The following is a 25,818-nucleotide window of genomic DNA, read 5'->3' as shown; positions in this document are numbered from 1 at the left end:
AGGGCGACATGCTGTTCATGGCCGGCGGCGGGCGCACCACCCGCGTGCACGGGCCGTTCTGCTCCGACAGCGAGGTCGAGAGCGTCGTCGCCCACCTCAAGCGCCAGGGCCGCCCCGCCTACCTCGACGCCGTCACGGCCGACGACGGCGCGTCGGAGGGCGAGAAGCCCGCCCGCGGCGCCAAGGCCGAGAAGGCCGACCGCGCGGAGGCCACCGAGGCGGAGGAGGCGGACGTCGCGGTGTTCGATGTCGGCAGCTTCGCGGCGGCCACCGGCGGAGAGGCCGGCGACCTCTACGAGCAGGCCGTGCAAGTCGTGCTGCGGGACAAGAAGGCCTCGACCTCCTACATCCAGCGCCGCCTGCAGATCGGCTACAACCGCGCGGCCTCCATCATGGAGCGCATGGAGATCGAGGGCATCGTCGGCCCGGCCAACCACGCCGGCAAGCGCGAGATCCTGGTCGAGGGCGGCCACCCCGGCATGATGTACGACGACGATTGAGCGGAGGCGCCGGCCGGGCATCCGGCCGGCGTCGCAGATTCGCCATAGGGCGGCGCTCTAAGCGGGGCGCCCCCGCCCGTTCCGCCCCGCAGGAGACCGCCCACGATGCCCGGCCGCCGCACCCGTCCCGTTGCCGGCTCGCTGCTCGTCCTGGCAGTGGCGCTGACCGCCGCCGATCCGGCGCAGGCGCAGGTGAGCTCGTTCCTGGACGGCCTGTTCGGCCGCAAGGAGCAGCCGGCGCCCGAGCCCCCGGCGGCGCCGGCCCCCGCCCCGGCCGCCCCCGCGGCTCCCAGGAAGGCCGTCGCCCGGCCCGCCCCCAAGGACGCGGCTCAGAAGGACGGCCCGCAGAAGGATGCGGCGCAGAAGGACCGGGGCGCCGCCAAGGCGACCGACAAGGCGACCGACAGGGCCGCCCACAAGGCCGCGCCCGCCGAGGCCAAGGTCGCGGCGGTCGGCGCGCCCGCCGCGGTGTCGGCGCTCGCCGAGCCCGCGGACCCCGCGACCGTGCTCGCCCAGGCCAACGGCTACTTCAACGGCCTCTCGACGCTCACCGGCAGCTTCGTGCAGATCGGTGCGGACGGCCGCCGCATCGGCGGCAAGATCACCCTCGCCAAGCCCGGCCGCCTGCGCTTCGACTACGACCAGCCCTCGCCGCTGGAGGTCGTCGCCGACGGCACCTCGGTGGCCGTGCGCGACCGCAAGCTCGCGACCCAGGACCTCTACTTCATCGCGCAGACGCCCCTGAAATTCCTGCTGCGCGAGAAGATCGACCTCGCCCGCGACCTCACCGTCACCGAGGTGACGAACGATCCCGGCGGCATCCGGATCGGCCTCGAGGACCGCGCGACGCTCGGCGGCACCTCGAAGATCGTCCTCTACTTCGACGCGGAGATGAAGACGCTGAGCCAGTGGCGGATCACCGACCCGCAGGGCTACGTCACCACGGTCCAGCTCTCGAACCTGCAGAAGGGCAAGGCCGTCGACGGATCGCTGTTCTTCATCAACTACGGCCGCAGCGAGGACCGGGCGATGCAGCAGCAGATCCAGCAGGCGCGCTGAGGCCGCCTGCCGCGGCGCCGGCCGCGCGACGCCGAACCGAGAAGACCCGTCCCTTGCGCCTCACGGTCACCACCTGGAACATCAACTCGGTGCGCCTGCGCATCGATCTCGTCCTGCGCTTCCTCGCGGAGGCGCGCCCGGACGTGCTCTGCCTTCAGGAGACGAAGTGCCCCGACGAGGCCTTCCCCCTGAAGGCCTTCGCGGGCTCCGGCTACGAGAACATCGTCTTCGCCGGGCAGAAGGGCTACAACGGCGTCGCGATCCTCTCGCGCTTCCCCCTCCTCACCCGCGACGTGATGGGCTTCTGCGAGCGGGCGGATGCGCGCCACATCTCGGCGGTGCTGGGCCCAGAGGCGGGGCCGGCCGCCGGCCTCGTGCTGCACGATTTCTACGTGCCGGCCGGCGGCGACGTGCCGGACCGGGGCCTCAACCCGAAATTCGCGCACAAGCTCGATTTCCTGCAGGAATTGCGGGCCTGGGGCGGACGGCGGCCGAAGGGCCCCGCGATCCTCGTGGGCGACCTCAACGTGGCGCCCCTGGAGCACGACGTGTGGTCGCACCGGCAACTCCTCGACGTGGTGAGCCACACGCCCGTGGAGACCGAGGCGCTGGAGCAGCTGAGAGGCGAGGCCGGCTGGGTCGATGCGGCCCGCGTGCTGACGCCGGAGCCCGAGAAGATCTACACCTGGTGGAGCTACCGCTCGCCCGACTGGGCGGCGGCCGACAAGGGCCGGCGCCTCGACCATGCCTGGGTCTCGCCGGACCTCGCCGGCACGGTCCGCAGCGTCACGGTCGCCCGCCACGCCCGCGGCTGGGAGCGCCCCTCCGACCACGCGCCGGTGACCCTGGCCCTGGAGCTCTGAGGGCACGGAACGGCACGCGGGGGCGGCGCATTCTCTCCTCGAGAGACGAGCCTCACGCCCGCGTGAGCCGTCGCCGCATCCCCCCTCGGAGATCCCATGCGCAAGATCCTGCTCGCCTTCCTGCTGCCCAAGGTCGTGTCCTACCTGCGCCGCCGCTACGGCGGCGGCCGGCACGGCTCGCCCCGCTCCTACTGATACGGGCCCCGCCCGCTCGAAGGGGGGCGCGTATCGTCCCCCGCCGCCACCTCCGTCATCCCGGGGCCGCGCAGCGGAGCCCAGGATGACGGGGTTGGTGTCGCATGCGTGCGAGCCCGGAGGGATCAACCGGGTCGGGCCCGGCGGTTGCGCACCGCGTAGATCGCGAGGCCCAGGGCGAGCCAGGCGGCGAGCCGGATCCAGGTGTCGCCCGGCAGCCCGGCCATCAGCCCGAGGCAGCACAGGATGCCGAGGCCGGGCAGCAGCGGCCCGAGGGGCACCCGGAAGGGGCGCGGCCGCCCGGGCTCCCGCTGCCGCAGCAGGATCACCGCCGCACAGACCAGGATGAAGGCGAGCAGCGTGCCGATGCTGACGAGCTCGCCCAGCACCTCGATCGGCACGAGCGCGGCGACGAGGGCCGTGGCGAGGCCAATCGTCCCGATCGCCCGCGCGGGCGTGCGGCTCCGCGGGTGCACCCGCGCGAAGGATTCCGGCAGCAGCCCGTCCCGCGCCATCGCGAAGGCGATGCGCGACTGCCCGTAGAGGGCCGTGAGCGTCGATGTGGTGAGGCCCACGAGCGCCCCGAGCTTGATGACCACCGCGAAGGCGCCGAGGCCGAGCGTGTCGACGGCCCGGGCGATGGGGTCGGGCACGTCGAGGTCGCGGTAGGGCACGAGGCCGGTGAGCACCGCGGCCACCGCCACGTAGAGCGCGGTGGTGACGACGAGGGTGCCGATCAGCCCGAACGGCCCGTCGCGCTGCGGGTCGCGCGTCTCGCCGGCCGCCGTCGCCACGGTCTCGAAGCCCACGTAGGCGAAGAACACCACGCCCGCCGCCCGCAGCACCCCGCTCCAGCCGTACGCGCCGAAGGGGCCGGCGTTCGGCGGCACGAGCGGCACCCACAGCTCCGGCCGGAGGTGGCGGGCGCCGACGATCACGAAGGCCGCTATGATCGCGACCTTGAGGATCACCATCGCGGCGTTCGCCCGCGCGGCGCGGCGGTTGTCGCGCATCAGGAGCCCGGTGAGGGCGAGCACGATGCCGGCCGCGGGCAGGTTGAGCACGCCCCCCGCCCCCGGCGCCGCGGCGAGGGCCGCGGGCAGCGCGAGGCCGAAATCGGCGAGCAGGCTCTGGGCGTAGCCCGACCAGCCGACCGCGACCGTGGCGGCCGCCATGGCGAATTCGAGCACGAGGTCCCAGCCGATGATCCAGGCGCAGAGGCGCCCCACCGTCGCGTAGGCGTAGGCGTAGGTGGAGCCCGCCACGGGCAGCATCGCGGCGAGCTCCGCGTAGCACAGGCCCACGAAGGCGCAGGCGAGGCCGCCGAGGAGGAAGGACAGGGTGACGGCGGGCCCCGCATACTGCGCCGCCGCCGTGCCGGTGAGCACGAAGATGCCCGCCCCGATCGTCGCGCCGACGCCGATCCCGACGAGGTTCCAGCCCGTGAGGTTGCGAGCGAGGCGCGGCCCCCCGGTCTCCGCCTCCTCGGCGAGGATCGTCGCGATGCTCTTGCGCGCAAGGCTCCCGCGGGCGAGCGACGCCCGCCCGGCCGCGGCGGGGTCCTGCGCCGGGTTCTGCGCCGGGTGATCCTGCGCGGCGTCCTGCATCGTCTCGCTCCTCGGCGCCCGCGGGCGGGCGGATCCGGCGGGCAAGGCCCGCGCCAGCCCGCTGCGCCGGCCCCTTGCGCCCGCCCCTTGTGCCGGGGCTGGCGCCCCGCGCGGTTTCGTGTATGGTCCGGCCCGCCTCGACCCGGCAACGGGCGGGGCTTGAACCGCTTGGGGCAGACCCTGCTGGACGACATCCCGGCAGCGGCCGAAGTCCCGGGCATTGCGCCGCCCCCGAGGGCGGCCACAGTCGCACCCAATCCCGAAAGGCACAGGCGATGTCGATCACGGCAGAGCGCAAGACCGCGCTCATCAAGGACTACGCGAAGGGCGCCAAGGACACCGGCTCGCCGGAGGTCCAGGTGGCGATCCTCACCGAGCGGATCGCCAACCTGACCCAGCACTTCAAGACCCACGGCAAGGACAACCACTCCCGCCGCGGCCTCCTGAAGCTGGTCTCGCAGCGCCGCTCGCTGCTCGACTACGTGAAGCGCAAGGACGAGGCCCGCTACCGCTCGCTGATCGAGCGCCTCGGCATCCGCCGCTGAGATCCGACGCGCGGTTCCGGGCCCGGCCCGGGACCGCGCTTGACCGACGGCGGGGCGGAATGGGTCCGCCCCGTCGATCCCGGGCGACTTCGAGGCGCGGCGCCAGGGCAGGATCGCGCGGGGCTCGAGGGGGACCACCGGTCCCCGCGAGCCCCGCGCCGTCTTGCCGCTGGCGGCGCCGGGTTCGCCCGACCGCTGGAAGGTATGAGAGATATGTTCGACGTCCAACGCGAAGAGCTGATGTGGGGCGACCGCAAGCTGGTGCTGGAGACCGGCAAGGTCGCCCGCCAGGCCGACGGCGCCGTGGTGGCCACCTACGGCGAGACCTCGGTGCTCGCGACCGTCGTGTCGGCCAAGGAGCCCAAGGTCGGCATCGACTTCCTGCCGCTCACCGTGAACTACCAGGAGCGTGCCTACGCGGCCGGCCGCATCCCCGGCGGCTACTTCAAGCGCGAGGGCCGGCCCTCCGAGAAGGAGACGCTCGTCTCCCGCCTGATCGACCGGCCGATCCGCCCCCTCTTTATCGAGGGCTGGCGCAACGACACCCAGGTCGTCGTCACCGTGCTGACCCACGACCTCGAGAACGATCCCGACATCGTCGCGATGGTGGCGGCCTCGGCCGCGCTCACCCTCTCGGGCGTGCCCTTCATGGGCCCGATCGGCGCCGCGCGCGTCGGCTACGTCAACGGCGGCTACAAGCTCAACCCGCCCGTCACCGAGACCAAGGAGGAGTCGACCCTCGACCTCGTGGTCGCCGGCACGCAGGACGCGGTGCTGATGGTCGAGTCGGAGGCGCGCGAGCTGTCCGAGGACGTGATGCTCGGCGCCGTGATGTTCGGCCACAAGCACTTCCAGCCGGTCATCGAGGCGATCATCCGCCTTGCCGAGAAGGCCGCCAAGGAGCCCCGCGACTTCCAGGCGCCGGAGAATTCCGAGGTCGAGACGGCGGTGCTCGCGGTCTGCGAGGCGGAGCTGCGCGAGGCCTACAAGAAGACCGTCAAGCAGGAGCGCTACGCCGCCGTCGACGCCGTGAAGGCGAAGGTCGTGGCCGCGCTCTGCCCGGCCGAGGGCGAGCAGAAGTTCGCCCCCGAGAAGGTCAAGGCCGCCTTCAAGGAGGCCCAGTCGAAGGTGGTCCGCTGGAACATCCTCGACACCGGCTCGCGCATCGATGGCCGCGACGTGAAGACGGTCCGCCCGATCGTCTCCGAGGTCGGCGTGCTGCCCCGCGCCCACGGCTCCTCGCTGTTCACCCGCGGCGAGACGCAGGCGCTCGTCGTCGCGACGCTCGGCACCGGTGAGGACGAGCAATTCATCGACGCGCTGGAGGGCACCTACAAGGAGACGTTCCTCCTGCACTACAACTTCCCGCCCTATTCGGTGGGCGAGACGGGCCGCATGGGCTCGCCGGGCCGCCGCGAGATCGGCCACGGCAAGCTCGCCTGGCGGGCGATCCACCCGGTGCTGCCGCCGGCCCACGAGTTCCCGTACACGATCCGCGTCGTGTCCGAGATCACGGAGTCGAACGGCTCCTCCTCGATGGCCTCGGTCTGCGGCGGCTCGCTGTCGCTGATGGATGCGGGCGTGCCGCTGCGCCGCCCCGTCGCCGGCATCGCCATGGGCCTCATCCTCGAGGGCGAGCGCTTCGCGGTGCTCTCCGACATCCTCGGCGACGAGGATCACCTCGGCGACATGGACTTCAAGGTGGCCGGCACCGACGAGGGCGTCACCTCCCTCCAGATGGACATCAAGATCGCCGGCATCACCGAGGAGATCATGCGGGTCGCCCTCGACCAGGCCAAGGACGGGCGCGCCCACATCCTGGCCGAGATGGCCAAGGCCCTCACGGCGGCCCGGCCCGAGCTCGGCGAGTACGCGCCGCGCATCGAGACGATGCAGATCCCGACCGACAAGATCCGCGAGGTGATCGGCACGGGCGGCAAGGTGATCCGCGAGATCGTCGAGAAGACCGGCGCCAAGATCAACATCGAGGATACCGGCATCGTGAAGATCGCCTCCTCGGACGGCAAGGCGATCAAGGCGGCCTACAACTGGATCCGCTCGATCGTGGCCGAGGCCGAGCCGGGCATGATCTACGACGGCACCGTCGTGAAGACGATGGAGTTCGGCGCCTTCGTGAACTTCTTCGGCGCCAAGGACGGCCTCGTCCACATCTCGGAGCTCGCCGCCCAGCGGGTCGCCAAGGTGACGGACGTTGTCAAGGAGGGCGACAAGGTCAAGGTGAAGTTCCTCGGCCAGGACGACCGCGGCAAGATCCGCCTCTCCATGAAGGTCGTCGACCAGCAGACCGGCGAGGATCTCACCGAGAAGCTGAAGGCCCAGCGCGACGCCGATCGGGCCGAGCGCGGCGACCAGGAGCCCCGCCGCGACCGCGGCGAGCGCCGCCGCGAGGCCGGCGAGTAATCCAACGTCCCGACCCCGTCGGACGAATGCGAGGCGCGGCTCCCCCGGGAGCCGCGCCTCTCGCGTTTCGGGGGCGGGCGGCGGGGTCCGCGGCTCGGGACTTCCTGCGAATCGCGCTAAGGCTTCGCGGCAGAACCGGGAGGCACGCCATGTCCGACGAACTCGTCTTCTACACCGCGCCGATGTCGCGCGGGCGCATCGTCCGCTGGATGCTGGAGGAGGTCGGGGCGCCCTACCGGACCGAGATCATGGGCTTCGGCGCGGCCATGAAGGGGGCGGACTTCCGGGCCGTGAACCCCCTCGGCAAGGTGCCGGCGCTCCGCCACGGCGCCGTCACCGTCACCGAGACCGCCGCGATCTGCGCCTACCTCGCCGATGCGTTCCCGGAGGCCGGCCTCGCCCCGCCCCCCAGCGACCGGGAGCGGGGGCCCTACTATCGCTGGCTGTTCTTCGCCGCCGGCCCGGTGGAGGCGGCGGTCACCAACAAGACCCTCAACGTGGTGGTGCCGGACGATCCGCGCATGCGCGGCATGGTCGGCTACGGCAGCCTGCCCGAGGTGCTCGACGCGCTGGAGGGGGCGGTCTCCGGCCGCGAATACCTGGCGGGCGGGCGCTTCTCGGCCGCCGACGTCTACGTCGGCTCGCACCTCGCCTGGGGCATGGCGTTCGGGACGCTGGAGCGGCGCCCGGCCTTCGAGGCCTACGTCGCCGGGCTGACCGGGCGCCCCGCCAGCGTTCGCGCGCGGGAGATCGACGATGCGCTCCTGGCCGAGCAGGGCGCGGTGGCGGCGCCCGCCTGAGGCGGGGGCAGGCCGCCGGCCCCGGGCAAGGAACGCCCCGCCCGCCGCGGCGTTCGCCTCCGCGACACCCCAAGCGGAGAGGACCCGATGGCCAACGACATGATCCACGACATCTTCAGCGGCGAGCAGAACCTGACGACCACCGAGCGCGCCGTCTCGGTGGTGCTCGGCCTCGGCATCGCGGCGGCGGCCGCGCAGCCGCGCCCGAACAAGTTCCTCAGCCTCGCGGCCCTCATCATCGGCGCCGGGCTCGCCATCCGGGGCGCCACGGGGCACTGCGCCATGAAGGCGGCGGCCGACCGTCTCTGAGGCTTAGCCAGGCCGCACAACGAAAAAGGGGCGCCCCGCGGCGCCCCTGTCCCGTTCCGTCCTGGCCTGTTCTAGAGCGTCGTGGTGCGCCGGCCGGCGACGAAGCCGTAGATCGCGAGGACGACCACCGCGCCCACGATGGCGCCGATGAAGCCCGCGCCCTGGTTCGGCCCGTACCAGCCGACCGCCTGGCCGATGAAGGTCGCCACGAAGGCGCCCACGATGCCGAGGATCGTCGTGAGGATGAAGCCGGAGGGCTCGTTGTCGCCCGGCATGATGAACTTCGCGATCACGCCGGCGATGAAGCCGATGATGATGGTCCAGAGGATTCCCATGGCATTCTCCTGAGCCTTGGCTCTTGCTCGCCCGGAAACGCGCGACGAAACGTCCGGGTTGCCCGCGCACGGTCAAGAAGTCTCTCGGAACACGAGAAAATCAGCCGAAGCCCCGGCGGACGGGCCTGCGGCCGGGTGCGGGGCGCCGCTTCCGGGAATCGGCCTTTACGGGGGGCCGTCCGGCGCGGCAGAACACGCGCCTGCCCGCGACGGGCGACGGGACAGCATGTCATGACGATCGAGCGCTACGAGTCCGGCCCCCGCATGAGCCAGGCGGTCGCCCACGGCGACCTAGTGTACCTCGCGGGCCAGGTGGCCGCGGACCCGGTGAACACCGGCGTGACGGCGCAGACGCAGAACATCCTCGACGAGATCGACCGGCTGCTCGCGGTCGCGGGGTCGGCCAAGGACCGGATCCTCCAGGCCACGGTCTACCTCGCCGACATGGCGACCTTCTCGGAGATGAACGCGGCCTGGGACGCCTGGGTCGACCCGGCGAACCCGCCCGCCCGCGCGACGGTGGAGGCGCGCCTCGCCGCCCCGGAATACAAGGTCGAGATCGTGGTGGTGGCCGCGGGGAGCGCCCGGTGAGGGGCCCGATGGGGGCCCGCGCCTGGTCCGGGGGCATCGCCGGGCGGGTCCTAGTGCTGGGCCTCGCCCTGCTGGCCGGCGCGGCGGCCCTGCCCGGCGGCGCCCGGGCCCAGGAGCGCGTCGTCAACATCTACAACTGGTCGGACTATATCGACCCCGGCGTGCTGGAGGCCTTCACCCGGGAGACGGGCATCCGGGTCGTCTACGACACCTACGACAACAACGAGATCCTCGAGACCAAGCTGCTGGCCGGCCGCTCGGGCTACGACGTCGTGGTGCCCTCCGGGCCCTACCTGCAGCGGCTGATCCGGGCCGGCGCCTTCCAGCCCCTCGACAAGGCCAAGCTCCCGAACCTCGCCAACGCCTGGCCGGAGATCGCCGCGCGGCTTTCCGCCTACGATCCTGGCAACGCCTACGCGGTCGACTACATGTGGGGCACGACGGGGCTCGGGCTCAACCTGAAGGCGGTGCGCGAGCGGCTGGGGGCGAGCCAGCCCCTCAACACCTGGAACCTCGTGCTCAACCCCGCCAGCGCCGCCAAGCTCAAGGATTGCGGGATCATGATGCTCGACAGCCCCGAGGATCTGATCCCGAGCCTGCTCCCGGCCTACGGCCTCAAGGCGGATTCGAAGCGCTGGGACGACCTCACCCAGGTCACCGACGCCCTCTACCGGGTGCGCGGCTCCGTGCGGAAGTTCCACTCGTCGGAGTACATCCAGGCGCTCGCCAACGGCGACGTCTGCGTGGCGGTGGGCTACTCGGGCGACGTGCTGCAGGCGAAGAAGCGGGCCGAGGAGGCCAAGAACGGCGTCGAGATCGGCTACGTGATCCCGCGCGAGGGGGCGCTGATGTGGTTCGACGCCTTCGCGATCCCGAAGGACGCCGCCCACCCGGCCGAGGCCTACGCTTTCCTGAACTACATGCTGCGCCCCGAGGTCGCCGCCGCGAACACGAACTTCGTCTCCTACGCAAGCGGCAACCTGCCGGCCAAGAAGTTCGTGCGGCGCGACCTCCTCGACAATCCCGGCATCTACCCGGACGAGGCGACGATGCAGCGGCTCTCCACCAACACCGCCTGGGACGACCGCACCCAGCGCTTCGTCACCCGCCTGTGGACGCGGGTGCGGACGGGGCGCTGATGAATCGCGCGAGGGCGCCTGCCCGCGCGGGCGGGGCCCCTCGCGCGTCTGGCTCTAGTCCTTGAGGTCGGCCGGCACCTTGCCGCCGTTCTCCTCGAGCTTCTTGATCACCTGCTTGTGCAGCCAGATGTTCATCGAGGCCGAGTCGTTCTTGTCACCGGAGTAGTGCAACTCGTCGGCGAGCTGCTGGCGGGCATGCAGGCTCGAATCGAGGTCGAGCAGCTTCATCAGGTCGACGATGGAGGTGCGCCAGTTCAGCTTCTGCCCGTTCTTGGCGGCCATGTCGTTGAGCACAGCCTCGACGTCCACGGGGCTCCCGGACGCGGCGGGCGCGGAGCCCGAGGTCGAGCTGCCGCCGCTGCTGCCGCCGCCCGTGGTGGCCGTCGAGGCCGGGTTGCTCGAACCGCCGGAGGTCGAGGGTGCGGCCTCCGCCGAGCCCCCGCCGAACGGGTGCAGGATCTTGCTGACGATGCTGCCGAGAAGGCTCATGGCACGGCTCCCTGTTCCGGCCGCGGTCCCTACGCCCGCGGTCGGCGGTACAACGGGCCGCCCCCCGCCCTGTTCCCGGTTCGCGGACCGCCCGGGCTCGGCAGGAGATGGCGTCAGCGCAGGGTCGGCAGCGCGGCCCCGAGGAGCAGGAGGCCCAGGACCAGAAGGGCACCGCCCCAGCGCTCCAGCACGGCCGCGTGCGCCGCGTGGCGGACGGACAGGCCCGCCAGGGTGGCACCGGTCACGAGGCAGAGGAGGCTGGTCAGGGCAATCACCGTTGGCTTTCGTCGAGAAGGAATGACCGCGAACCCAGTTCCTGTCACGTGCCTTCGGTATTCGCTACGGGCGTCATGCACGAAATCCTGTTGATCCGACGCGCAGGATTCGCGGGATCGTTCCGATGCTGGGGGCCATCTGCGCAGAGCGGCCGCGGCCGCGCGGATCGGCACCGGAATCCGTTGCATCGCACGCGCAAGACTGACCGTGACAGGACGGTCCAACCCGGAATCGCGCGGATCGAGGCCCGAACCGGACGATGCGCGCGGTGATAGGGCACGTCCCGACGCCCGCCGGGCAGGCTCACGACAACGGCTTGGCCGCGCGTGGGGTTCAGCGCTCGGCGTAGGTCCGGATCAGGGCGAGGCAGCGGCGTCGGGCGTCCACGTCGGTGATGCGCTCGAAGGCTGCCAGCAGCGCGTCGCACTCGGCCTTCGTGGGCGGCGCGTGCTCGCCGCTCTGGGCCGGTCCGTAGAACTCCGAGACGGGCATGTCGAGGGCGCCCGCGATGCGGCGGAGCAGCTGGATCCGCCCGGTCTGAGGCTCGACGGCGGGATGGGACAGGACCTCGACCGAATCCGTCATCTCGTCCAACGCCCCTGCCAGCGGCACCCGCGAGTCAGCCGACGCGAACGCTATGGCCTCGGCCCGGCGTTGTCGAGGTTGCCGCGTGCATGCACACGGAATCGTTCCCGGGCCCGGCCGAATTTTTTCGCCGCGTGCCCGGACTGCCACGTGTTCCTGTGTCCGTGCCCCCGAGGTCGAGGCGTCAGGCTCCCTGGCTGCCCCCGGCCTTCCGGATCGGCTCGCAGATCTGCGGGCTCAGCTTGTCGAGGTGCACGCAGGCATTGTCCCGGTACCAGGCGCGCAGGGCCGGCTGGGTCGGAGCCACGTACATCGCGACGAGCACGAAGCCGGCGGCGACGAGGATGAGGAGCAGGAGGAGGTTGCGCATGGTCCACGGTTCCCGAGGCGCGGCCGCAGGGCCGAGGCAGCCCACAAACCCGGCGTTTCCCCGTTGGTTCCGTCCGGTGCCCGTCCGCGGGGGTTAACGGGCGCAGGGGCGCGTTAAGATTTCGTCAACCATGGACTGTGGAAACACGGTGCAACATCTTAATGAAGCATGAAACAGGATGCGCAAATTCTCTGAAACAGGGAGGTTCTAGGACACCCGGCGGACGGGTCGGCACCGGAGCAGGACGCCATGAGCGAGCGCATCGAAGATCTCAAGTTCCTCGTGGCCCTGAGCTTCGTGGTCCTGTGCGGCAGCGGCCTGGACGCCCTCCTGCGCTGAGCGCCGGCCGACGCTTCAGGCCTCGCCCCGCCCGAAGGCGCGCCGCAGCGCCAGCCCGGCCTCCGAGGGGCCGGCCGGCCGCGCGACGGGGGGCGGCACCGGCCGAACGGCGCGCGGGGCCCGCGCGGGGCGCGCAGCCCGCGCGGGGTGCGGCTGCACCCGGGGCGGCGCCGCGACGGCGTTGCCCGATTGCAGGAAGGTCTTGAGCTCGCCCGCCCGGGCCCTCCGCTCGGCGCGGAGCAGGAGGCAGCCGAGACCGAACGTCACCGCCCCCGCCACCTCCAGGAGGAGCGCGAGGGCGTAGCCCGGGGCGAGCCCGGCGACCGTCATGGCCATGTTGTGCATCCACCGGCAGCGCCGCTCCCGGCGACGTGCCGGCGGGCTCTGCAACTCCCGATGTGACCGGCGTCGGTTAACTACGTATTAACTACGCAATCCTTTCCGCGGCCGCCGTCGACTTCCCTCTGGGAAGGCAGGTCGCACCTCGCGGACGGCCATGCGCAACCCGTGGGCTTGCCCGGGAATTGTGCAGCGCACTGCGAGCCGGTCGGCGTGCCCCGGGCCCGTGCGCCCGCCCCGCCACATCCGCGTCCCGGAAGCGAATTTCCCAGGCAGGACGCGAGCTTGCCGAAAGCTTAAGCGGACCATGCCCTGTCCGCATAGCTGGCTTACCAAGCCGGCCCGTGCAGGGTCGGCGGGCGACGCCTATATCGCATTGCAACAACAACGGGCAGCCGCTGCCGAATTCGGCGGCAGACCTGCCGGACAGAAGGCACCGTCATGATCAACCGCATCGTCGCGCGCATCCGCGCCTACCGCCGCTACCGCGAGACCGTCGAGCAGCTCTCCCGCCTCTCGGACCGTCAGCTCGAGGACCTCGGCATCCGCCGCTTCGACATCGAGCGCACCGCGCGCATCTGAGCCCCGCGTCGCCGGCCCCCGGGCCGGCGCGCTCACGGCTCCGGGCCCTCGGCGGCCCCGGTGCCGCGGTTCTCGCCGCGGTTTTCTAGGGCAAAGCGGACGAGGTCCGCCGTCCGGTCGAGCCCGAGTTTCTCCTTCATCCGCGTGCATTGGTTCGCCACTGTTTTGTAGGCGATCCCCAAGGTCTCGGAGATGCCGGCGAGACTCCGGCCCTCCGCCAGCAGCCTGAGAATCTCGACCTCTCGCCCCGAGAGGCTCGACGGGCCCTCCGGCAGGCCCGGCGCCAGGGCGATGGCCCGCGCGGTCTCGTGGTCGATGTAGTCCTCCCCACGGGCGGCCCGCCGCACGGCCTCGAGCAGTTCCTCGGCCTCGGCGCTCTTCGACACAAAGCCGAGTGCCCCGAGGCGCCGCGCCGTCACGGCATAGACCACCTCGGCATACATGCTGAACACCACGACACGCAGGCCGGGCCATTCGTGTCGCATCCGCCGCAGTAGCTCCAGGCCCGAGGAATCCCGCAGGTTGATGTCGAGGACCACGATGTCCGGCCGGGCGCGGCGGGCCGCCAGCACGGCCTCGCGGGCGCTGCCGGCCTCCGCGAACTCGACCTTCGGTAGCGTCCCCAGAAGGCGGCGGATGCCCTGGCGCATCACCGTGTGGTCATCGACGATGAGGATCCTCATGGATAGAGCGCCCCGGATGCCGGGCACCGCCGCGGCAGCGCCGCCTCCACCACCGTGCCGCGCCCCGGGGCGCCCCGGATCGCGAAGTGGCCGCCCCGCACCTCGACCCGCTCGCGCATGCCGCGGATGCCGAACCCGCCCGCGGGCGAGCGTCCGGACGAGGGGGGCTGCGCCGCCTCGGGCAGGCCGGCGCCGTCGTCGGCCACCCGGAGGCTGATGCAGCCCTCCGCCTCGTCCACCGCGATGGCGACGGTGCCGGGCCGCCCGTGCCGGAGGGCGTTCATCAGGGCCTCCCGCAGCACCGCATGCAGGATCGCCTCGGCCTCTGCGTCTCCCGGCGCGAGGGCGATCTCGGTGCGGATGGCGACCTCCGGATGGCGCAGGCGGGCGCGGGCGACGAGGTCCGCCACCGCGTCCGCGAAGGCGAGGTCCGGCGCTGCGGCGGGGCGCAGGCGGCCGAGCAGCTGCCGGACCTGCCCCTTCATGTGCGCGGCGGCCTCCCGGATGGCCGCGGCCCGGGCCGCGATGGCGGAGCCCGCCTCCCCCGGGACCTCGGCGGCCCGCGCGGCGACCGCCGCGGCGTCGACGTCCACCGCGAACAGGAACGGGCTGACCTCGTCGTGGAGGTCGCGGGCCAGGTCGGCACGCTCCTCCTCCTGCACGGTCGCGAGCTGCCGTCCCAGGCCCTGTGCCTGGGCCTCCAGACGGGCGAGCTCCCTGGCCATCCCGTTGCAGCCGGCGGAGAGCCGGGCGAATTCCGGCGGCCCGGCTTCGGTGACGCGCACGGCGTAGTCGCCACGGCCGATCCGCTCGAAGGCGCTGGTCAGGGGCTCGAACGAGGCGAGCGCGCGTCCCAGGATGCGGTGCACCGCCGCGAGCACGAGACAGAACAGCAGGCCGAGCACGCCGAGATCCAGCAGGGCGTCGCCCGTGACCTCGCCAACCTCGCTGCGGGGGTCGGTCTCCAGCAGGACGGTTCCGGTGCCGCCGCCCGGGAGTGGCACAGGCCGGGCGTCGGTCAGGGGCGCACCGCCGAGGAGGCGGACCAGCAGGCCAGGCGGGTCGGCGCCGGCCCGGTCAAGGTGGGAGGCCGCGCGTTCCCGGCCGGCGCCGTCAACGAGGCGTGCCCGGACGTGCCGGCTGCCGTCGAACACCCGCACGAGACCCGGCAGATCCCGGGCCCCTTCCGGCAGCGCGGCGATCTCTGCGACTTCACGGGCGATGACGCGCTGGGCCCCCGCCATGGCGGCCGCCATCTCCACCCCGACCTTGCGGCGGGCCTGGAGGCCAGCGACGAGGATCCCCGCTGCGAGGCTCGCGAGCATCACCGCGGTGATCGCGGCGACGAGCTGCAGGCGCAGGGGCAGGCGGGCGAGGCGGGCCCGCAACTCCGGCGGACCGGAGACCTCCCGCTTCGCGAGACCAGCGAAGAAACGTCCCACGTTCCCCCCGGGAAAGTTCCCCGGAAACTCGGGAATTCTTCCCATATCCAGCTGTGGCGCCGACGCCTAGTCCTCGCTCTGCTCCGTGAACTTGCCGGGGCGGCGAAACCCAAGCGGGTGCCGCCCCGGGTTTTCACCTTTAGGTTGAGAATTGATCCGTCGCTGAACCTGTCTTACAGGTGAGGCTTCACCAAAAGCACTACCTCTGGGTGAATAGGCAGCCGCCCGTCTCCGACCCATCATGAACGCATCCCGGATCCGGGAGGCGGCCGGTGCGGCCGTTCTCCGCGCGGAGGCAGGCTCATGGTGCAGGATGACGGCGTGCGCGGCGCGGCCACGGCCCTGGCGCGCATCGCGCAGGTGCTCGGGGTCCCGTCCGAGAGCTTCTCGGACCCTGGCCGCGAGGGATTCCACACCGAGGCCTCTCCGGAGGAGCCGCCCGGCGCGCGGGCCTTCGCGCGCTCGGCCGAGAGCGCCGACCTGCTCGACGCGTTCGGGCGCATCGCCTGCCCGCAGACCCGTCAGCTCTGCCTGCGCTACATCCGGGAGGTCGCGGCGCGGGAGACCCGCGGGGCGGCCTGAGGCCGCCGTCAGTCGGCGTCGAGATGCGCGCCCTCGTGGCCGAGATGCAGGTAGTTCGGGTTGAACAGCGAGGCGCGCATCAGCGCGTCGAGGTCCGGGATGCAGAGCGTCTTGCCGCGCAGGTCGATCAGCCCCGCGGCCCGCAACTCCTGCAGGGTCCGGTTCACGTGCACGTTCGACAGGCCCATCGCGTCGGCGAGGTCGAGCTGCGTCAGCGGCAGGTGGCAGGACGACCCGCTCGTGAGCCCCACGGTCTGCAGCCGCACGAACAGCTCGCAGAGCAGGTGCCCGAGGCGCTCGATGGCGCTGCGCTGGCCGAGATTCACGATCCATTCCCGCTGGACGGCGGAGGTCACCAGCATCTCCCACCACAGGGCCTGGGTGATGCGCGGATGGCGGCCGGTGAGGTCGGCGACGGTCTCGCGGGGGATCTCGGCCAGCAGGACCGGCGTGATGGTGCCGATCGAGTGGTCCATCTCCCGCAGGATGAAGACGTGCGGGTCGCAGAGGTCGCCTGGCAGGAAGAACGAGATCACCTGGCGGCGCCCGTCCACCAGGTGCTTGTAGCGGCAGGCCCAGCCGTCGAGGATCAGGCTGACGTGGTCCGGGTTCTCGCCCTCCGCGATAATCTCCTCGCGCGCGCCGAACTGGCGCCGCCGCACGCCGGCGGCCTCCTCCAGGGCCTGCACGTCCTCCGGAGCGAGCTTCGTGAAGTGCTCGAGCTTGCGGATGAGGTGGCGCGGCACGGGAGCCTCCTGCGTCCTTCGAGCGCGAAGGTGCAGCGTTATCAGTCCAGCCGCAACGCAGAATTGATATGTGTTAAATCGGGGTTCGCGGAAGCTCGGCCGTACGCGCACGAATCCTTGTAGGCCGTGCGCGAAGGCCCGGCGCGGCTCAGTGGAGGCGGTCGTCCCGCGCGGGCGGCTGCATCGCCAGGGCGCGGCCGAACTCCAGGAGGGCGACGTCGAGCGCCAGCCGCAGCGCCGGGGAAGCCCCCTCCCGCAAGAGGCGGCGGGCCGCGAGGCAATGGTCGGCGGCCTCTTCGAGGGGATCGGTGCGCGCGGATCCCGCCCGCGTCACGTAGCCGGCGCCGGGCTCGCGGCCCTCGGTGACGTCCACCAGGAGGCCGTAGGCGCGCAGCGGCCGGCCGTGGGCGTCGCACTCGCAGGTGCCGCGGCTCAGGATCCAGCGGATGCCGCGGCGCTCCGACACCGTGCGGTACTCGGCCAGGAACAGGCCGCCCGAGGGCAGGGTCGCCAGGATTTTCTCGTGGAGCCAGCGGCGATCCTCGGGGTGGATGCCCGCGACGGCGATCTCGCCGCACAGCGGCTGCCCGGCGAGCGCCGCGTTGCCGGCGAGCGCCTCGGCCGCCCCCGTGTCGTAGACGACGTGGCCCGCGACGAGGTCCCACTCCCATTGCCCGACGACGTTCGAGGTCGTCAGGGCTGCCCGCAGGCGATCGAGCGTGTCCTCGGGATCCTCGACGATCCGTCTCCCCATGCCACTCTTCCCCTCAAGAATCGGGACGTTTGTAACATGGGTTAAAACTGCATGCGCGTCTTGCGGGTGACAGCGTAAGCAATTCAACTTCCACGATAGGTCTGGTAGCTCCACGGGCTCGCAACCAGGGGAACGTGGTAGTGCCCTTCGGGATCCGCCACCCCGAAGCGCAGGCTCACGATGTCGAGGAAGGGCGGCTCCGGCAGGTCGAGGCCGGCCCGCCGGTAATGGTCGCCGAGGCCGAAGCGGATCTCGTAGGTCCCGATCGGCACCGGGCGGCCGCCGATCAGGGGCGCGTCGGTGCGCCCGTCCGCGTTGGTGACGGTGCGGGCCACCACCGCCCGCTCGGTCTCCGAGACGATCTCGGCGAGCTCCACGGCGACGCCGGCCGCCGGCCCGCCCCGCACCGTGTCGAGGACGTGGGTCGAGATCCGGCCGGTCACCTTGAGGGGCCCCTCCCCCGTGACGAGCCCGGCGAGGCGGATCGCGGCGATGCGCATCACCTCGGCCTCCGCGGTCGCCCGCTCGGTCTCCGGGTCGGAGGCGAGGCGCGCCTCGAACCGCCGCAGGAGCGAGGCGCGGCCGTGCCGCTTCACGCAGACGATGAAGGGCAGCCCGAACTTTTCGCGGTAGGCGCCGTTCAGGGCGTCGAACCGGGCGATCTCGGCCTCCGACAGCCGGTCGAGCCCGGCGGCCGCCTGCTCGGCGATCGAGTCGGCGGCGATGCGCCCGGCCCGCGCGGCGGCGCCCGCGAGCTCCGGGTGGCCGGTGAGGAGCGCGCGGCGGCGGTCCTCGTCCGCCGCCTCCACGGTCGCCCGCATGGCGGCGTGGAGGTCGGCGACCGTGGCGAAGGGGCGGCGGCCGGCCGCGCCCTCCGCCACCCAGGGCGCGTGCTCGAACACCGCGCCGAGGGCCGCCACGAAGGCGTCCGGGCTCGCCGCGTTCAGCTCCGTCAGGGTCAGCATCGTCGGCTCACTCCAGCTCGCCGGCGGCCGCCTCGACCGCCTCCAGGATCTCGCCGGAGCGCAGCAGCGCCAGGGGGTCGACCGTCCCGGTGCGGGGCCGGCCCGAGCAGGCCGCCGGCGCGTCGAGCCGGGCCATATCGAGCCGGGCCATATCGAGCCGGGTCATGGCGCGGGCGCCGGGGGGCGCGAATTGGACCGTCATCGCTGGGCCTCCTTGAGCCAGTGGGCGAGCACGTCCCGCTCGGCGTCGGTCATCTCGGTGACGTTGTTCGGCGGCATGTTGTGGGTCAGCACGGCGTGGCGCCGGATCGCGGGGGCCTGCCGGGCGATCGCCTCGGCGGTGTCGAGGTGGACCCCCTTCGGCGCGGTGCCGATGCCGTCCCAGGCGGGACGGTCGGCGTGGCACATCGAGCAGCGCGAGACCACCACATCCACCACCTCCGCGGGCGCCGCCGCGAGCCGCACCGTCGCGGCCGCGGGCTCGGGGCGCTCCGCGAGGCCGAGGCTGTCCCGGCCGTTCGGCGAGCCCGCGAGCGCCACCACGAAGGCCGCGAGCAAGCCGCAGGCCGCGGCGGCCCAAGCCCACCAGGGCGAGCGCGCGTGGTCGGCGTGGCGAACGTTGTAGAAGTAGCGGATGACCGCGCCCGAGGCGGTGACGAGGGCGACGATCAGCGGGATCGTGTGCCGGGCGCCGTAGAGCATGGGGTAGTGGTTCGAGATCATCAGCAGCACGACCGGCAGGGTCAGGTAGTTGTTCTGCGCCGAGCGCTGCTTGGCCTGGCGGCCGAGGGCCGGGTCCGGCGCCTCGCCGCGCATCAGGGCGGCCACCACCTTGCGCTGGTTCGGGATGATGACGAGGAACACGTTGCCGGCCATCCAGGTCGCCATCAGCGCGCCGGTGTGGATCAGCGCTCCGCGCCCGCTGAACACGCTGGCGAACCCGTAGGCCGCGAGCGTGATGACCACGAGGCCGAGCGCGGCGAGCGCCCCCTCGTTGCGGCCGAGGGGCGAGCGGCAGAGGCCGTCGTAGACGAGCCAGCCGAAGCCGAGCGCCCCGACCCCGATCAGGGTCGCGGTGCGGGCCGAGAGGTCCGCCACCGCCGGGTCGACGAGGTAGAGCCCGGCCTGCGCGTAGTAGACCCAGGCGAGCAGCACGAAGCCCGACAGCCAGGTCGAGTAGGATTGCCACTTGTGCCAGGTGAGGTGCGGGTCGAGGTGGGAGGGCGCGACCGTGAACTTGCGCATCTCGTAGAAGCCGCCGCCGTGCACCTGCCAGGACGCGCCCCCCTGCCCCGCCGGGATGTCCCGGGCGGGCCTGAGCGAGGCGTCGAGGTGCATGAAGAAGAAGGAGGCGCCGATCCAGGCCATGGCGGTGACGATGTGCACCCACCGCAGCAGCAGGCTGCCCCACTCCCAAGCAAAGCTCTCCATGGCGCCCTCCCGGCTCGTTCGTGACGGCTCCGGATCGTAGCGGAAGCGCCGGGCCTGTATGCCTGGGAAATTCCGCGTCAGCTCTCTGATTTTTCATGAGATCACCGCGCCGCCTTGCGCTAAGCTGTTCCGCCGGCAACGATTCCGGGCGGAGGGGCGCCGCATGATCTCTCTGGAGAGCATCCGCATCTTCATGCGTGCGGCGGAGACCGGCAGCTTCTCGGCCGCCGGGCGGACCCTGCGCCTGTCGCCCTCGGTGATCAGCTACCGGGTGCAGACGCTGGAGGAGCACCTCGGCTGCCTCCTCCTCACCCGCACCACGCGGCGCATGAACCTGACCGAGGCGGGGCGCCTGTTCTACGACCGCTGCCTCGACATCGCGCAGGCGGTGGAGCAGGCCGAGAAGAGCGTCGAGCGGGCCGGCGCCAGCCCGCGGGGCACCCTGAAGGTGACGGCGCCCCTCGGCCTCGGGCGGCGGGTGGTGGCGCCGCTGGTGCCGCGCTTCCGCGAGCGGCACGGCGAGACGGACGTGCACCTGCGCCTGTCGGACCACCTCCTCGACCTCGTGCAGGAGGCGGTCGACATCGCGATCCGCCTCTCGCAGATGCGCGATTCGAGCTTCACCCTGCGCAAGGTCGCCGACGTGGAGCGCGTGCTGGTGGCCGCCCCCGCCTACCTCGACGCGAACCCGGCGCCGGAGCGCCCGGCCGACCTCCTGGAGCACGCCTGCCTGCTCCTGCGCTTCCCCGGCTCCGAGCAGTTCCGCTGGACCCTGATGGACGGCGACGAGGCCCTGACCCTGCCGGTGACGGGGCGGATCGACGTCGACGACAGCGACGTGCTCACCGAATGGGCGCTCGCCGGCCAGGGCATCGCCCTCAAGCCCCTGTACGAGGTGGCCCCCTACCTCGCCGACGGCCGCCTCGTGCCGGTGCTGCCGGCGACCCCCCCGGCCCCCCTGACCCTCGGCGTGCTCTACCCCTCGCGCAAGATGCTGCCGAACCGCGCCAAGACCTTCGTCGAGATGTCCGCGGACGCGATCCGCCAGCACGTGGCGGGCAATCTCGCGCTGATCGGCCGGCGGCTGTGAGGGCCGGGGCGGGACCCCCATCGGCAAGCCCGCGCGGCCCCCGGGCCGGAACGCCACGCGCCACCCGGCAGGGATCGAGCGGATGCCGTGCGAGGCTCAGGACCCGGCCGGATAGGCCGTGACGAGACGTGCCGTGTCCTGACCCGGCGGCACGATCAAGACGGTCAGGATGCAGGGGTCGCGACGGTCGGGCGTCCTGAGGCTGCAGCGGACGATGTAGCGGGTCCCCCAGGGGCCGCGTTGGACCGTTTCCACGGGGTTGTGATCCGGATGGGCGGCGAGGGCTGCACCCAAGGATCCCGGCACATCCGCCGAGAAACCGAAGGCCCGGAAGAAGGCGGCTTTCGGCCCGCCGACCGGGTGGTCGCTCTTCAGAAGGTAATCGGTGAGCTTCGATGCGGGAACGCGACGCGGCGGGATCGTTCCGGTCACGAGGCCGCGGCCTGAGCCAGATCCGTGGCCGGGATCGTCGCGACGCCATGCACGGGCTCGATGAACTCGACCTCGTAGGCCTCTCCCGCCGCATGGACGAACACGATCGCACCGAGAGCGCCGATCGGCAGAGCGCGTCCGTCCTCCAGGGTGGCCGGACGCCGGAGCCGGACCATGCTGTGCTCCGCGAGTGGACGATGCCGCTGCGCTGTGCGCCCGCGGCGCGAGGGGGAGGCAGGTGCCGGGATCGTCATGAGCTTGCGGGCCATCCTGGACCTCGTGCCGAGCAGGATAGGCTCGACGCGTCGCACGGCCTAGGAAAATCTGTGCACGGATCCGGCTCACGCCGCCTCGAACAGCGGCACGGGGCGCATCTCCGGCACGGTGACGAGGCCCCGGTCGGTGAGGCGGATCTGCGGGATCACCGAGAGCGGGATCAGGTTGAAGCCCATGTAGGGAATGGCGCAGCCGACCTCCACCCAGGCGGCCTTGAGGGCCCGCATCGCGTCCGCGACCACGCCCACCCGCTCGTCGGAGAGAAGGCCCGCCACCGGCAGCGGCACCAGGGCCACGACCGCGCCGTCGGCCACCACGCAGACGCCGCCGTTGCGGGCGGCGAGCGCCTCGACCGCCACCCGCATGTCGGCCTCGCCGAGGCCGGCCACGACGAGGTTGTGCGAATCATGGCCCACGCTGCTCGCCACCGCGCCGCGCCGGAGCCCGAAGGCGCTGAGCAGGCCGTGGGCGACGCTCCGCGCCGGGTCGGGCGAGAGGCCGTGCCGCTCGATCACCGCCACGTGGCAGAGCCCGTGGGCCGCGAGCGTCTCCGGCCAGTCGGCCCCCGGCGTCAGCGCCACCCGCTCGTGGGCGAGCTCGATGCCGGGCAGCACCGTGCGGATGGCGTTGACGGTGCAGGGGCCCGCCGGCAGCGGCGGCACCAGGGCGGGCAGCGGCGCCGGCAGGTGCACGGTGGCGTAGGCGGCGGCCGGGTAGCGGTAGGGCCGGGCGAGCGCCTCCTCGAGGCGCGGGGTGATGCGGCGCTCCTCCACCACGAGCTCGCCCCCGTACCAGGTGGAGCGCGGCACGAGGTCGTCGTCGAGGAGCACGAGGTCGGCCCGGCGCCCGCCGCCCAGGCCGCCGACCTCCCCGTCGAGGCCGTAGCGGGTGGCGGGGTGGAGCGAGCCCATCGCCCAGGCCACGGGCTTCGGGATGCCCATCCGCACCGCCTCGCGCACCACCCAGTCGAGGCCGTGGGCGAGGAGGTCGTCGGCGTCGCGGTCGTCGGTGCAGACGCAGACCCGCTTCCAGGCGGCGCCGTACTCCGTCACCGTGCCGATGGCCCGGGGCAGGCTGTGCCAGGGCGTGGTCGGCGGCCCGCCGCGCAGGAAGATCCAGAGGCCCGCCTCCAGGAGGTCGTCGGCGATGTCGCGGTCCACCGCCTCGTGGGTGTCGGTGACGCCGCTCGCCGCGTAGGCGCCCACGAAGTCCCGCCCGTAGACGTGGCCCGAGACCGGGCGGCCCCGCGACAGCGCCGCCGCCAGGATGGCATGCGCCCGCGGATCGCCCTCGGCCACCGCCACGAAGTCCATCTTCTCGCCCAGGCCGATCGCCTCGGGCCAGGCGTCGAACAGCGCGGCGATCTTCTCCGGCGTCAGGTCGCCCCCCGCGGTCTCGAGGGCCGGCGAGGTGGCCGGCACGGTGCTGGGCACCGTCAGGTAGATGTTGAGGGGCGCCGCCCGGGCGTCCTCCAGCATCCAGGCGACGCCGTCGGCGTCCAGCACGTTGCCGATCTCGTGGCTGTCGCAGACGATGGTGGTGGTGCCGTTGAGGAGCGCGGCCTCCGCGTAGGCGCAGGCCGTGACCATGCTGCTCTCGATGTGCAGGTGCGGGTCGACGAGCCCGGGCGCGATCAGCCCCCCCGCCGCGTCGTAGCGCGGGGCGGAGCCCCGGTGGCTGCCGGCGGGCTTCACGGCGGCGATGCGCCCGCCCGCGATCCAGACCTCGCGGCCCTCCAGGATGCGGTCCGAGTAGGTCGAGAGCAGCCGCGCCCCGGTGATCACCCGGTCGGGCTCGGCCCGCCCCGAAGCGACGTCGGCAAGCCGCCGGGTCATCGTCGCGAGGGGCGCGACGGAGAAGCGGGTGAGCGGTCGGGCGTCGGTCATGCGGGCTCCTGCTGCCGCGTCGCCGGACGGGGTGCCTTCCGGCCGGGCCGCCCGGGCGAGCGTGATCTCCGGACGACCGGAACGCAAATCCCGTACGCGCCGGCCGCTTTGCTGGACAGGGTCCGGCGGGCTGTCTAGGAACGGCCCGGCTGAACGCCCCCGCGCATCACCGGAGCGGCGCCCGCCGCGCGAGCGCCGATTCCCCGCGGAGCACCGTCGACGGGCCACGCCAGATCCGACCGGGAGAAGTGTGTCGGACCAGCGCGCGAGCGCCCGGTCGGCGCGGAGCGGACGCGTGTTCGGAGGGCCCCGGTCCGGGGCGGTGCACGGCCTGGCGTGCTTTGGGATGGGTCATGATGTTCGTTCGCCGCCTTGCCAGAGCACTCGCGCGCAAGCCCCGGCCCGGACGCTTCAAGGGACGGCCGCTCTCCCGGGACGAGGTCGCCGGGTACTTCGATGCGGACTTCTACCTGCGCCACAACCCGGACGTCGCCGGCTCGGGCCAGGACCCCCTCGACCACTACCTCAGGCACGGTGCCGACGAGGGGCGGCGCATCACGCCCTACTTCGACGAGGCGGATTACCTCGCCCGCTACCCGGACGTCGCCGCGAGCGGACAGAGCGCCCTCGCCCACTACATCCGCTCGGGAAGCGCGGAGGAGCGGGACCCGAGCCCGCTCTTCGACGCCGACTGGTACGCGGACACCTACGCGGATGCGATCGCCCCCGGCCAGTCGCCCTTCGCCCACTTCATCCGGTCTGGAGCGGCCGCGGGCCTCAAGCCCAACGCGTTCTTCGACGCCGAATGGTACGCCCGCCACCACATGGCGGAGGCGGCCGGCGCGATCGCGCCGGTCGAGCACTTCTTCCTGACGGCCTCGGACCTGCACGATCCGGGACCGCGCTTCTCGATCTCGCGGTACCTCGCGGCCTACACCTCGGTCGCGGACGCGCCGGACCACCCGCTGGCCCATTACCTCAAGCACGGGCGCCGCAGCGGGCTGATGACCTTCCGGGTCCTCGAGCACGGCGTCTCGAGCGTCCGGGACGCGGTCGAGGGCGCGTTCGCCTCCGAGGTCGCGCTGCAGACCTACGCGAACCCCGCCGCCGGCCCGCGGGTCACCGTCGTGACGGACAGCATCAATGCGGGCTCCCTGTTCGGCGGCGTCGCGACGGCGCTGATCTTCGCGAGCCTCCTCGCCAAGCACCGGGGCGCGAAGCTGCGCGTCGTGACGGTGCGCGAGGAGCCGCAGCCGACGGCCATCGCCGAGCTGTTCCGCGACCACGGCGTCGACGTCACGGACAGCATCGAGTTCCGGTTCGCGAGCCTGTTCGAGCCCGGCCTCATCGACAGGGCGCCGGACGAGATCTTCGTCACCACCTCCTGGTGGACGATGAGCAACACCCTCAGGGCCGTCGATCCGGCCCAGGTCGTCAACCTCCTCCAGGAGGACGAGCGGATGTTCTATCCCTTCGGCGACCAGCGGCTGCGGTGCGCGGAGGTCCTCGCGAACCCGGCGGTGCGCACCGTCGTCAACAGCCGCCTGCTGTTCGAGCACCTGTGCGAGACCGGACTCCCGCACCTGCGCGAGGTCGGCATCGCGTTCGAGCCCGCCTTCTCCCGGGCCTCCTACGACTGGGATGACGCCGAGCGCGGGCCGCGCCGGAACTTCTTCTTCTACGCCCGGCCGATCAACCAGCGGAACCTGTACTACCGCGGGATCGAGGCCATCGACGCGGCGATCGTGGCCGGCATCCTCCGGCCCCAGGACTGGGCGTTCCACTTCGTCGGCAAGGACCTGTCGCCGCTGCGCCTGTCGGGCGGCGTCGACCCGATCCTCCACCAGGGCTTGCCCTGGCGGGACTACGCGGCCCTGGTGCGCTCCGTCGATCTCGGCCTGTCCCTCATGTACACCCCGCACCCGAGCTACCCGCCGCTGGACATCGCCGCGAGCGGCGGCGTCGCGGTCACGAACCGCTTCGCGGGCAAGACGACGCTCGACCAGTACTCCCGCAACATCATCTGCGGCGACGCGTCCGTCGCGGGCTTGGTCTCCGCCCTGGAGGCGGGCGTGGCCCTGTCGCAGGACCGGGCGCGGCGCCGCGCGAACTTCGAGAGCCAGGGCCTCGCGCGCGACTGGGCCACCGCCTTCGCGCCGGTCCTCGCCTTCCTCGACAGACCCTAGG

At 72.4% G+C, this 25,818-nt stretch carries 30 protein-coding genes; 13 read left to right on the top strand and 17 right to left on the bottom strand.

Annotated features, from left to right (window positions below; all coding sequences use genetic code 11):
• The 3 genes from ACLBXP_RS15580 to ACLBXP_RS15570 form a co-directional block, all read left to right on the top strand.
• Positions 1-500 (top strand): DNA translocase FtsK (locus ACLBXP_RS15580; protein ID WP_447668635.1); only part of this gene is annotated, 500 nt, incomplete at its 5' end.
• Positions 501-605: 105 nt separating this feature from the next.
• Positions 606-1,559, top strand: coding sequence for an outer-membrane lipoprotein carrier protein LolA (locus ACLBXP_RS15575; protein ID WP_447668634.1), 954 nt, complete (start codon positions 606-608; stop codon positions 1,557-1,559).
• Positions 1,560-1,612: 53 nt separating this feature from the next.
• Positions 1,613-2,422 (top strand): exodeoxyribonuclease III, encoded by an 810-nt coding sequence (locus ACLBXP_RS15570; protein ID WP_447668633.1) that lies wholly within the window; start codon positions 1,613-1,615, stop codon positions 2,420-2,422.
• A 320-nt stretch (positions 2,423-2,742) separates the two neighbouring features.
• Here the strand turns inward: ACLBXP_RS15570 and ACLBXP_RS15565 are convergent, their stop codons facing one another.
• On the bottom strand, positions 2,743-4,224 hold the full coding sequence (locus ACLBXP_RS15565) for an amino acid permease (RefSeq protein WP_447668632.1): 1,482 nt from the start codon (positions 4,222-4,224) through the stop codon (positions 2,743-2,745).
• A gap of 275 nt (positions 4,225-4,499) precedes the next feature.
• Here ACLBXP_RS15565 and rpsO point away from each other — a divergent pair, with 275 nt between their 5' ends.
• The 4 genes from rpsO to ACLBXP_RS15545 all read left to right on the top strand — a co-directional run bounded on the left by rpsO (position 4,500) and on the right by ACLBXP_RS15545 (position 8,299).
• Positions 4,500-4,769: a 30S ribosomal protein S15 gene (gene rpsO, locus ACLBXP_RS15560; protein WP_447668631.1), complete on the top strand. Its 270-nt coding sequence runs from the start codon at positions 4,500-4,502 to the stop codon at positions 4,767-4,769.
• A gap of 213 nt (positions 4,770-4,982) precedes the next feature.
• Complete coding sequence (pnp, locus tag ACLBXP_RS15555; protein WP_447668630.1) at positions 4,983-7,190, top strand: polyribonucleotide nucleotidyltransferase; 2,208 nt, start codon at positions 4,983-4,985, stop codon at positions 7,188-7,190.
• Positions 7,191-7,339: 149 nt separating this feature from the next.
• On the top strand, positions 7,340-7,990 hold the full coding sequence (locus ACLBXP_RS15550; protein WP_447668629.1) for a glutathione S-transferase family protein: 651 nt from the start codon (positions 7,340-7,342) through the stop codon (positions 7,988-7,990).
• Between the two features lie 87 nt (positions 7,991-8,077).
• Positions 8,078-8,299: a YgaP family membrane protein gene (locus ACLBXP_RS15545; protein WP_447668628.1), complete on the top strand. Its 222-nt coding sequence runs from the start codon at positions 8,078-8,080 to the stop codon at positions 8,297-8,299.
• A 71-nt stretch (positions 8,300-8,370) separates the two neighbouring features.
• Here ACLBXP_RS15545 and ACLBXP_RS15540 read toward each other — a convergent pair whose 3' ends face one another.
• Complete coding sequence (locus ACLBXP_RS15540; RefSeq protein WP_447668627.1) at positions 8,371-8,634, bottom strand: GlsB/YeaQ/YmgE family stress response membrane protein; 264 nt, start codon at positions 8,632-8,634, stop codon at positions 8,371-8,373.
• A gap of 231 nt (positions 8,635-8,865) precedes the next feature.
• Here ACLBXP_RS15540 and ACLBXP_RS15535 point away from each other — a divergent pair, with 231 nt between their 5' ends.
• The gene (locus tag ACLBXP_RS15535; protein WP_447668626.1) at positions 8,866-9,225 is read left to right on the top strand and encodes a RidA family protein; all 360 of its coding nucleotides are present in this window, start codon (positions 8,866-8,868) and stop codon (positions 9,223-9,225) included.
• Positions 9,226-9,233: 8 nt separating this feature from the next.
• The gene (locus tag ACLBXP_RS15530) at positions 9,234-10,364 is read left to right on the top strand and encodes a polyamine ABC transporter substrate-binding protein (RefSeq protein WP_447668642.1); all 1,131 of its coding nucleotides are present in this window, start codon (positions 9,234-9,236) and stop codon (positions 10,362-10,364) included.
• Between the two features lie 54 nt (positions 10,365-10,418).
• On the opposite strand, the gene ACLBXP_RS15525 is transcribed toward ACLBXP_RS15530, so the two are convergent.
• The 5 genes from ACLBXP_RS15525 to ACLBXP_RS15505 all read right to left on the bottom strand — a co-directional run bounded on the left by ACLBXP_RS15525 (position 10,419) and on the right by ACLBXP_RS15505 (position 12,759).
• Positions 10,419-10,853 (bottom strand): DUF3597 domain-containing protein, encoded by a 435-nt coding sequence (locus ACLBXP_RS15525; protein WP_447668625.1) that lies wholly within the window; start codon positions 10,851-10,853, stop codon positions 10,419-10,421.
• A 113-nt stretch (positions 10,854-10,966) separates the two neighbouring features.
• Positions 10,967-11,128 (bottom strand): hypothetical protein, encoded by a 162-nt coding sequence (locus tag ACLBXP_RS15520; RefSeq protein ID WP_447668624.1) that lies wholly within the window; start codon positions 11,126-11,128, stop codon positions 10,967-10,969.
• A gap of 334 nt (positions 11,129-11,462) precedes the next feature.
• Positions 11,463-11,714 carry a hypothetical protein gene (locus tag ACLBXP_RS15515; RefSeq protein ID WP_447668623.1) on the bottom strand — a complete coding sequence of 84 codons (252 nt, stop codon included), beginning with the start codon at positions 11,712-11,714 and terminating at the stop codon, positions 11,463-11,465.
• Between the two features lie 184 nt (positions 11,715-11,898).
• Complete coding sequence (locus tag ACLBXP_RS15510; RefSeq protein ID WP_447668622.1) at positions 11,899-12,084, bottom strand: hypothetical protein; 186 nt, start codon at positions 12,082-12,084, stop codon at positions 11,899-11,901.
• A gap of 354 nt (positions 12,085-12,438) precedes the next feature.
• On the bottom strand, positions 12,439-12,759 hold the full coding sequence (locus tag ACLBXP_RS15505; RefSeq protein ID WP_447668621.1) for a hypothetical protein: 321 nt from the start codon (positions 12,757-12,759) through the stop codon (positions 12,439-12,441).
• A gap of 444 nt (positions 12,760-13,203) precedes the next feature.
• On the opposite strand from ACLBXP_RS15505, the gene ACLBXP_RS15500 reads away from it, so the two are divergent.
• Positions 13,204-13,344: a DUF1127 domain-containing protein gene (locus ACLBXP_RS15500; protein WP_447668620.1), complete on the top strand. Its 141-nt coding sequence runs from the start codon at positions 13,204-13,206 to the stop codon at positions 13,342-13,344.
• Positions 13,345-13,376: 32 nt separating this feature from the next.
• On the opposite strand, the gene ACLBXP_RS15495 is transcribed toward ACLBXP_RS15500, so the two are convergent.
• Complete coding sequence (locus ACLBXP_RS15495) at positions 13,377-14,027, bottom strand: response regulator transcription factor (RefSeq protein WP_447668619.1); 651 nt, start codon at positions 14,025-14,027, stop codon at positions 13,377-13,379.
• Positions 14,024-15,469 carry an ATP-binding protein gene (locus ACLBXP_RS15490; RefSeq protein WP_447668618.1) on the bottom strand — a complete coding sequence of 482 codons (1,446 nt, stop codon included), beginning with the start codon at positions 15,467-15,469 and terminating at the stop codon, positions 14,024-14,026. Before ACLBXP_RS15490 ends, ACLBXP_RS15495 begins: the two co-directional genes overlap by 4 nt.
• Positions 15,470-15,772: 303 nt before the next feature.
• Here ACLBXP_RS15490 and ACLBXP_RS15485 point away from each other — a divergent pair, with 303 nt between their 5' ends.
• Positions 15,773-16,051 (top strand): hypothetical protein, encoded by a 279-nt coding sequence (locus ACLBXP_RS15485; protein WP_447668617.1) that lies wholly within the window; start codon positions 15,773-15,775, stop codon positions 16,049-16,051.
• A gap of 8 nt (positions 16,052-16,059) precedes the next feature.
• Here ACLBXP_RS15485 and ACLBXP_RS15480 read toward each other — a convergent pair whose 3' ends face one another.
• From ACLBXP_RS15480 to ACLBXP_RS15460, 5 genes are all read right to left on the bottom strand, one after another.
• A complete protein-coding gene (locus tag ACLBXP_RS15480; protein WP_447668616.1) occupies positions 16,060-16,797 on the bottom strand; it encodes a Crp/Fnr family transcriptional regulator in 738 nt (245 codons plus the stop codon).
• Between the two features lie 148 nt (positions 16,798-16,945).
• Positions 16,946-17,551: a PAS domain-containing protein gene (locus tag ACLBXP_RS15475; RefSeq protein WP_447668615.1), complete on the bottom strand. Its 606-nt coding sequence runs from the start codon at positions 17,549-17,551 to the stop codon at positions 16,946-16,948.
• 83 nt (positions 17,552-17,634) lie between these two features.
• Entirely contained in the window at positions 17,635-18,516 is an 882-nt protein-coding gene (gene uraD, locus ACLBXP_RS15470) for a 2-oxo-4-hydroxy-4-carboxy-5-ureidoimidazoline decarboxylase (protein ID WP_447668614.1), read from the bottom strand.
• 7 nt (positions 18,517-18,523) lie between these two features.
• A complete protein-coding gene (locus ACLBXP_RS15465; RefSeq protein ID WP_447668613.1) occupies positions 18,524-18,718 on the bottom strand; it encodes a hypothetical protein in 195 nt (64 codons plus the stop codon).
• Positions 18,715-19,947, bottom strand: coding sequence for a urate hydroxylase PuuD (locus ACLBXP_RS15460; RefSeq protein WP_447668612.1), 1,233 nt, complete (start codon positions 19,945-19,947; stop codon positions 18,715-18,717). Before ACLBXP_RS15460 ends, ACLBXP_RS15465 begins: the two co-directional genes overlap by 4 nt.
• Before the next feature lie 163 nt (positions 19,948-20,110).
• Here ACLBXP_RS15460 and ACLBXP_RS15455 point away from each other — a divergent pair, with 163 nt between their 5' ends.
• A complete protein-coding gene (locus tag ACLBXP_RS15455; RefSeq protein ID WP_447668611.1) occupies positions 20,111-21,037 on the top strand; it encodes a LysR family transcriptional regulator in 927 nt (308 codons plus the stop codon).
• 96 nt (positions 21,038-21,133) lie between these two features.
• Here the strand turns inward: ACLBXP_RS15455 and ACLBXP_RS15450 are convergent, their stop codons facing one another.
• From ACLBXP_RS15450 to ACLBXP_RS15440, 3 genes are all read right to left on the bottom strand, one after another.
• Positions 21,134-21,469 (bottom strand): DUF6883 domain-containing protein, encoded by a 336-nt coding sequence (locus ACLBXP_RS15450; protein WP_447668610.1) that lies wholly within the window; start codon positions 21,467-21,469, stop codon positions 21,134-21,136.
• Positions 21,466-21,645, bottom strand: a complete 180-nt coding sequence (locus ACLBXP_RS15445) for a hypothetical protein (RefSeq protein WP_447668609.1) — start codon at positions 21,643-21,645, stop codon at positions 21,466-21,468. The genes ACLBXP_RS15450 and ACLBXP_RS15445 overlap by 4 nt, the downstream gene beginning before the upstream one ends.
• Before the next feature lie 165 nt (positions 21,646-21,810).
• Positions 21,811-23,631: an adenine deaminase C-terminal domain-containing protein gene (locus ACLBXP_RS15440; RefSeq protein WP_447668608.1), complete on the bottom strand. Its 1,821-nt coding sequence runs from the start codon at positions 23,629-23,631 to the stop codon at positions 21,811-21,813.
• 353 nt (positions 23,632-23,984) lie between these two features.
• Between ACLBXP_RS15440 and ACLBXP_RS15435 the strand changes: the two genes are divergently transcribed.
• A complete protein-coding gene (locus ACLBXP_RS15435) occupies positions 23,985-25,817 on the top strand; it encodes a rhamnosyltransferase WsaF family glycosyltransferase (RefSeq protein WP_447668607.1) in 1,833 nt (610 codons plus the stop codon).
• Position 25,818: the final 1 nt, after the last annotated feature.

This window comes from Methylobacterium sp. A54F, from assembly GCF_053346035.1.
This window is presented reverse-complemented; position numbering and strand designations above follow the sequence as displayed.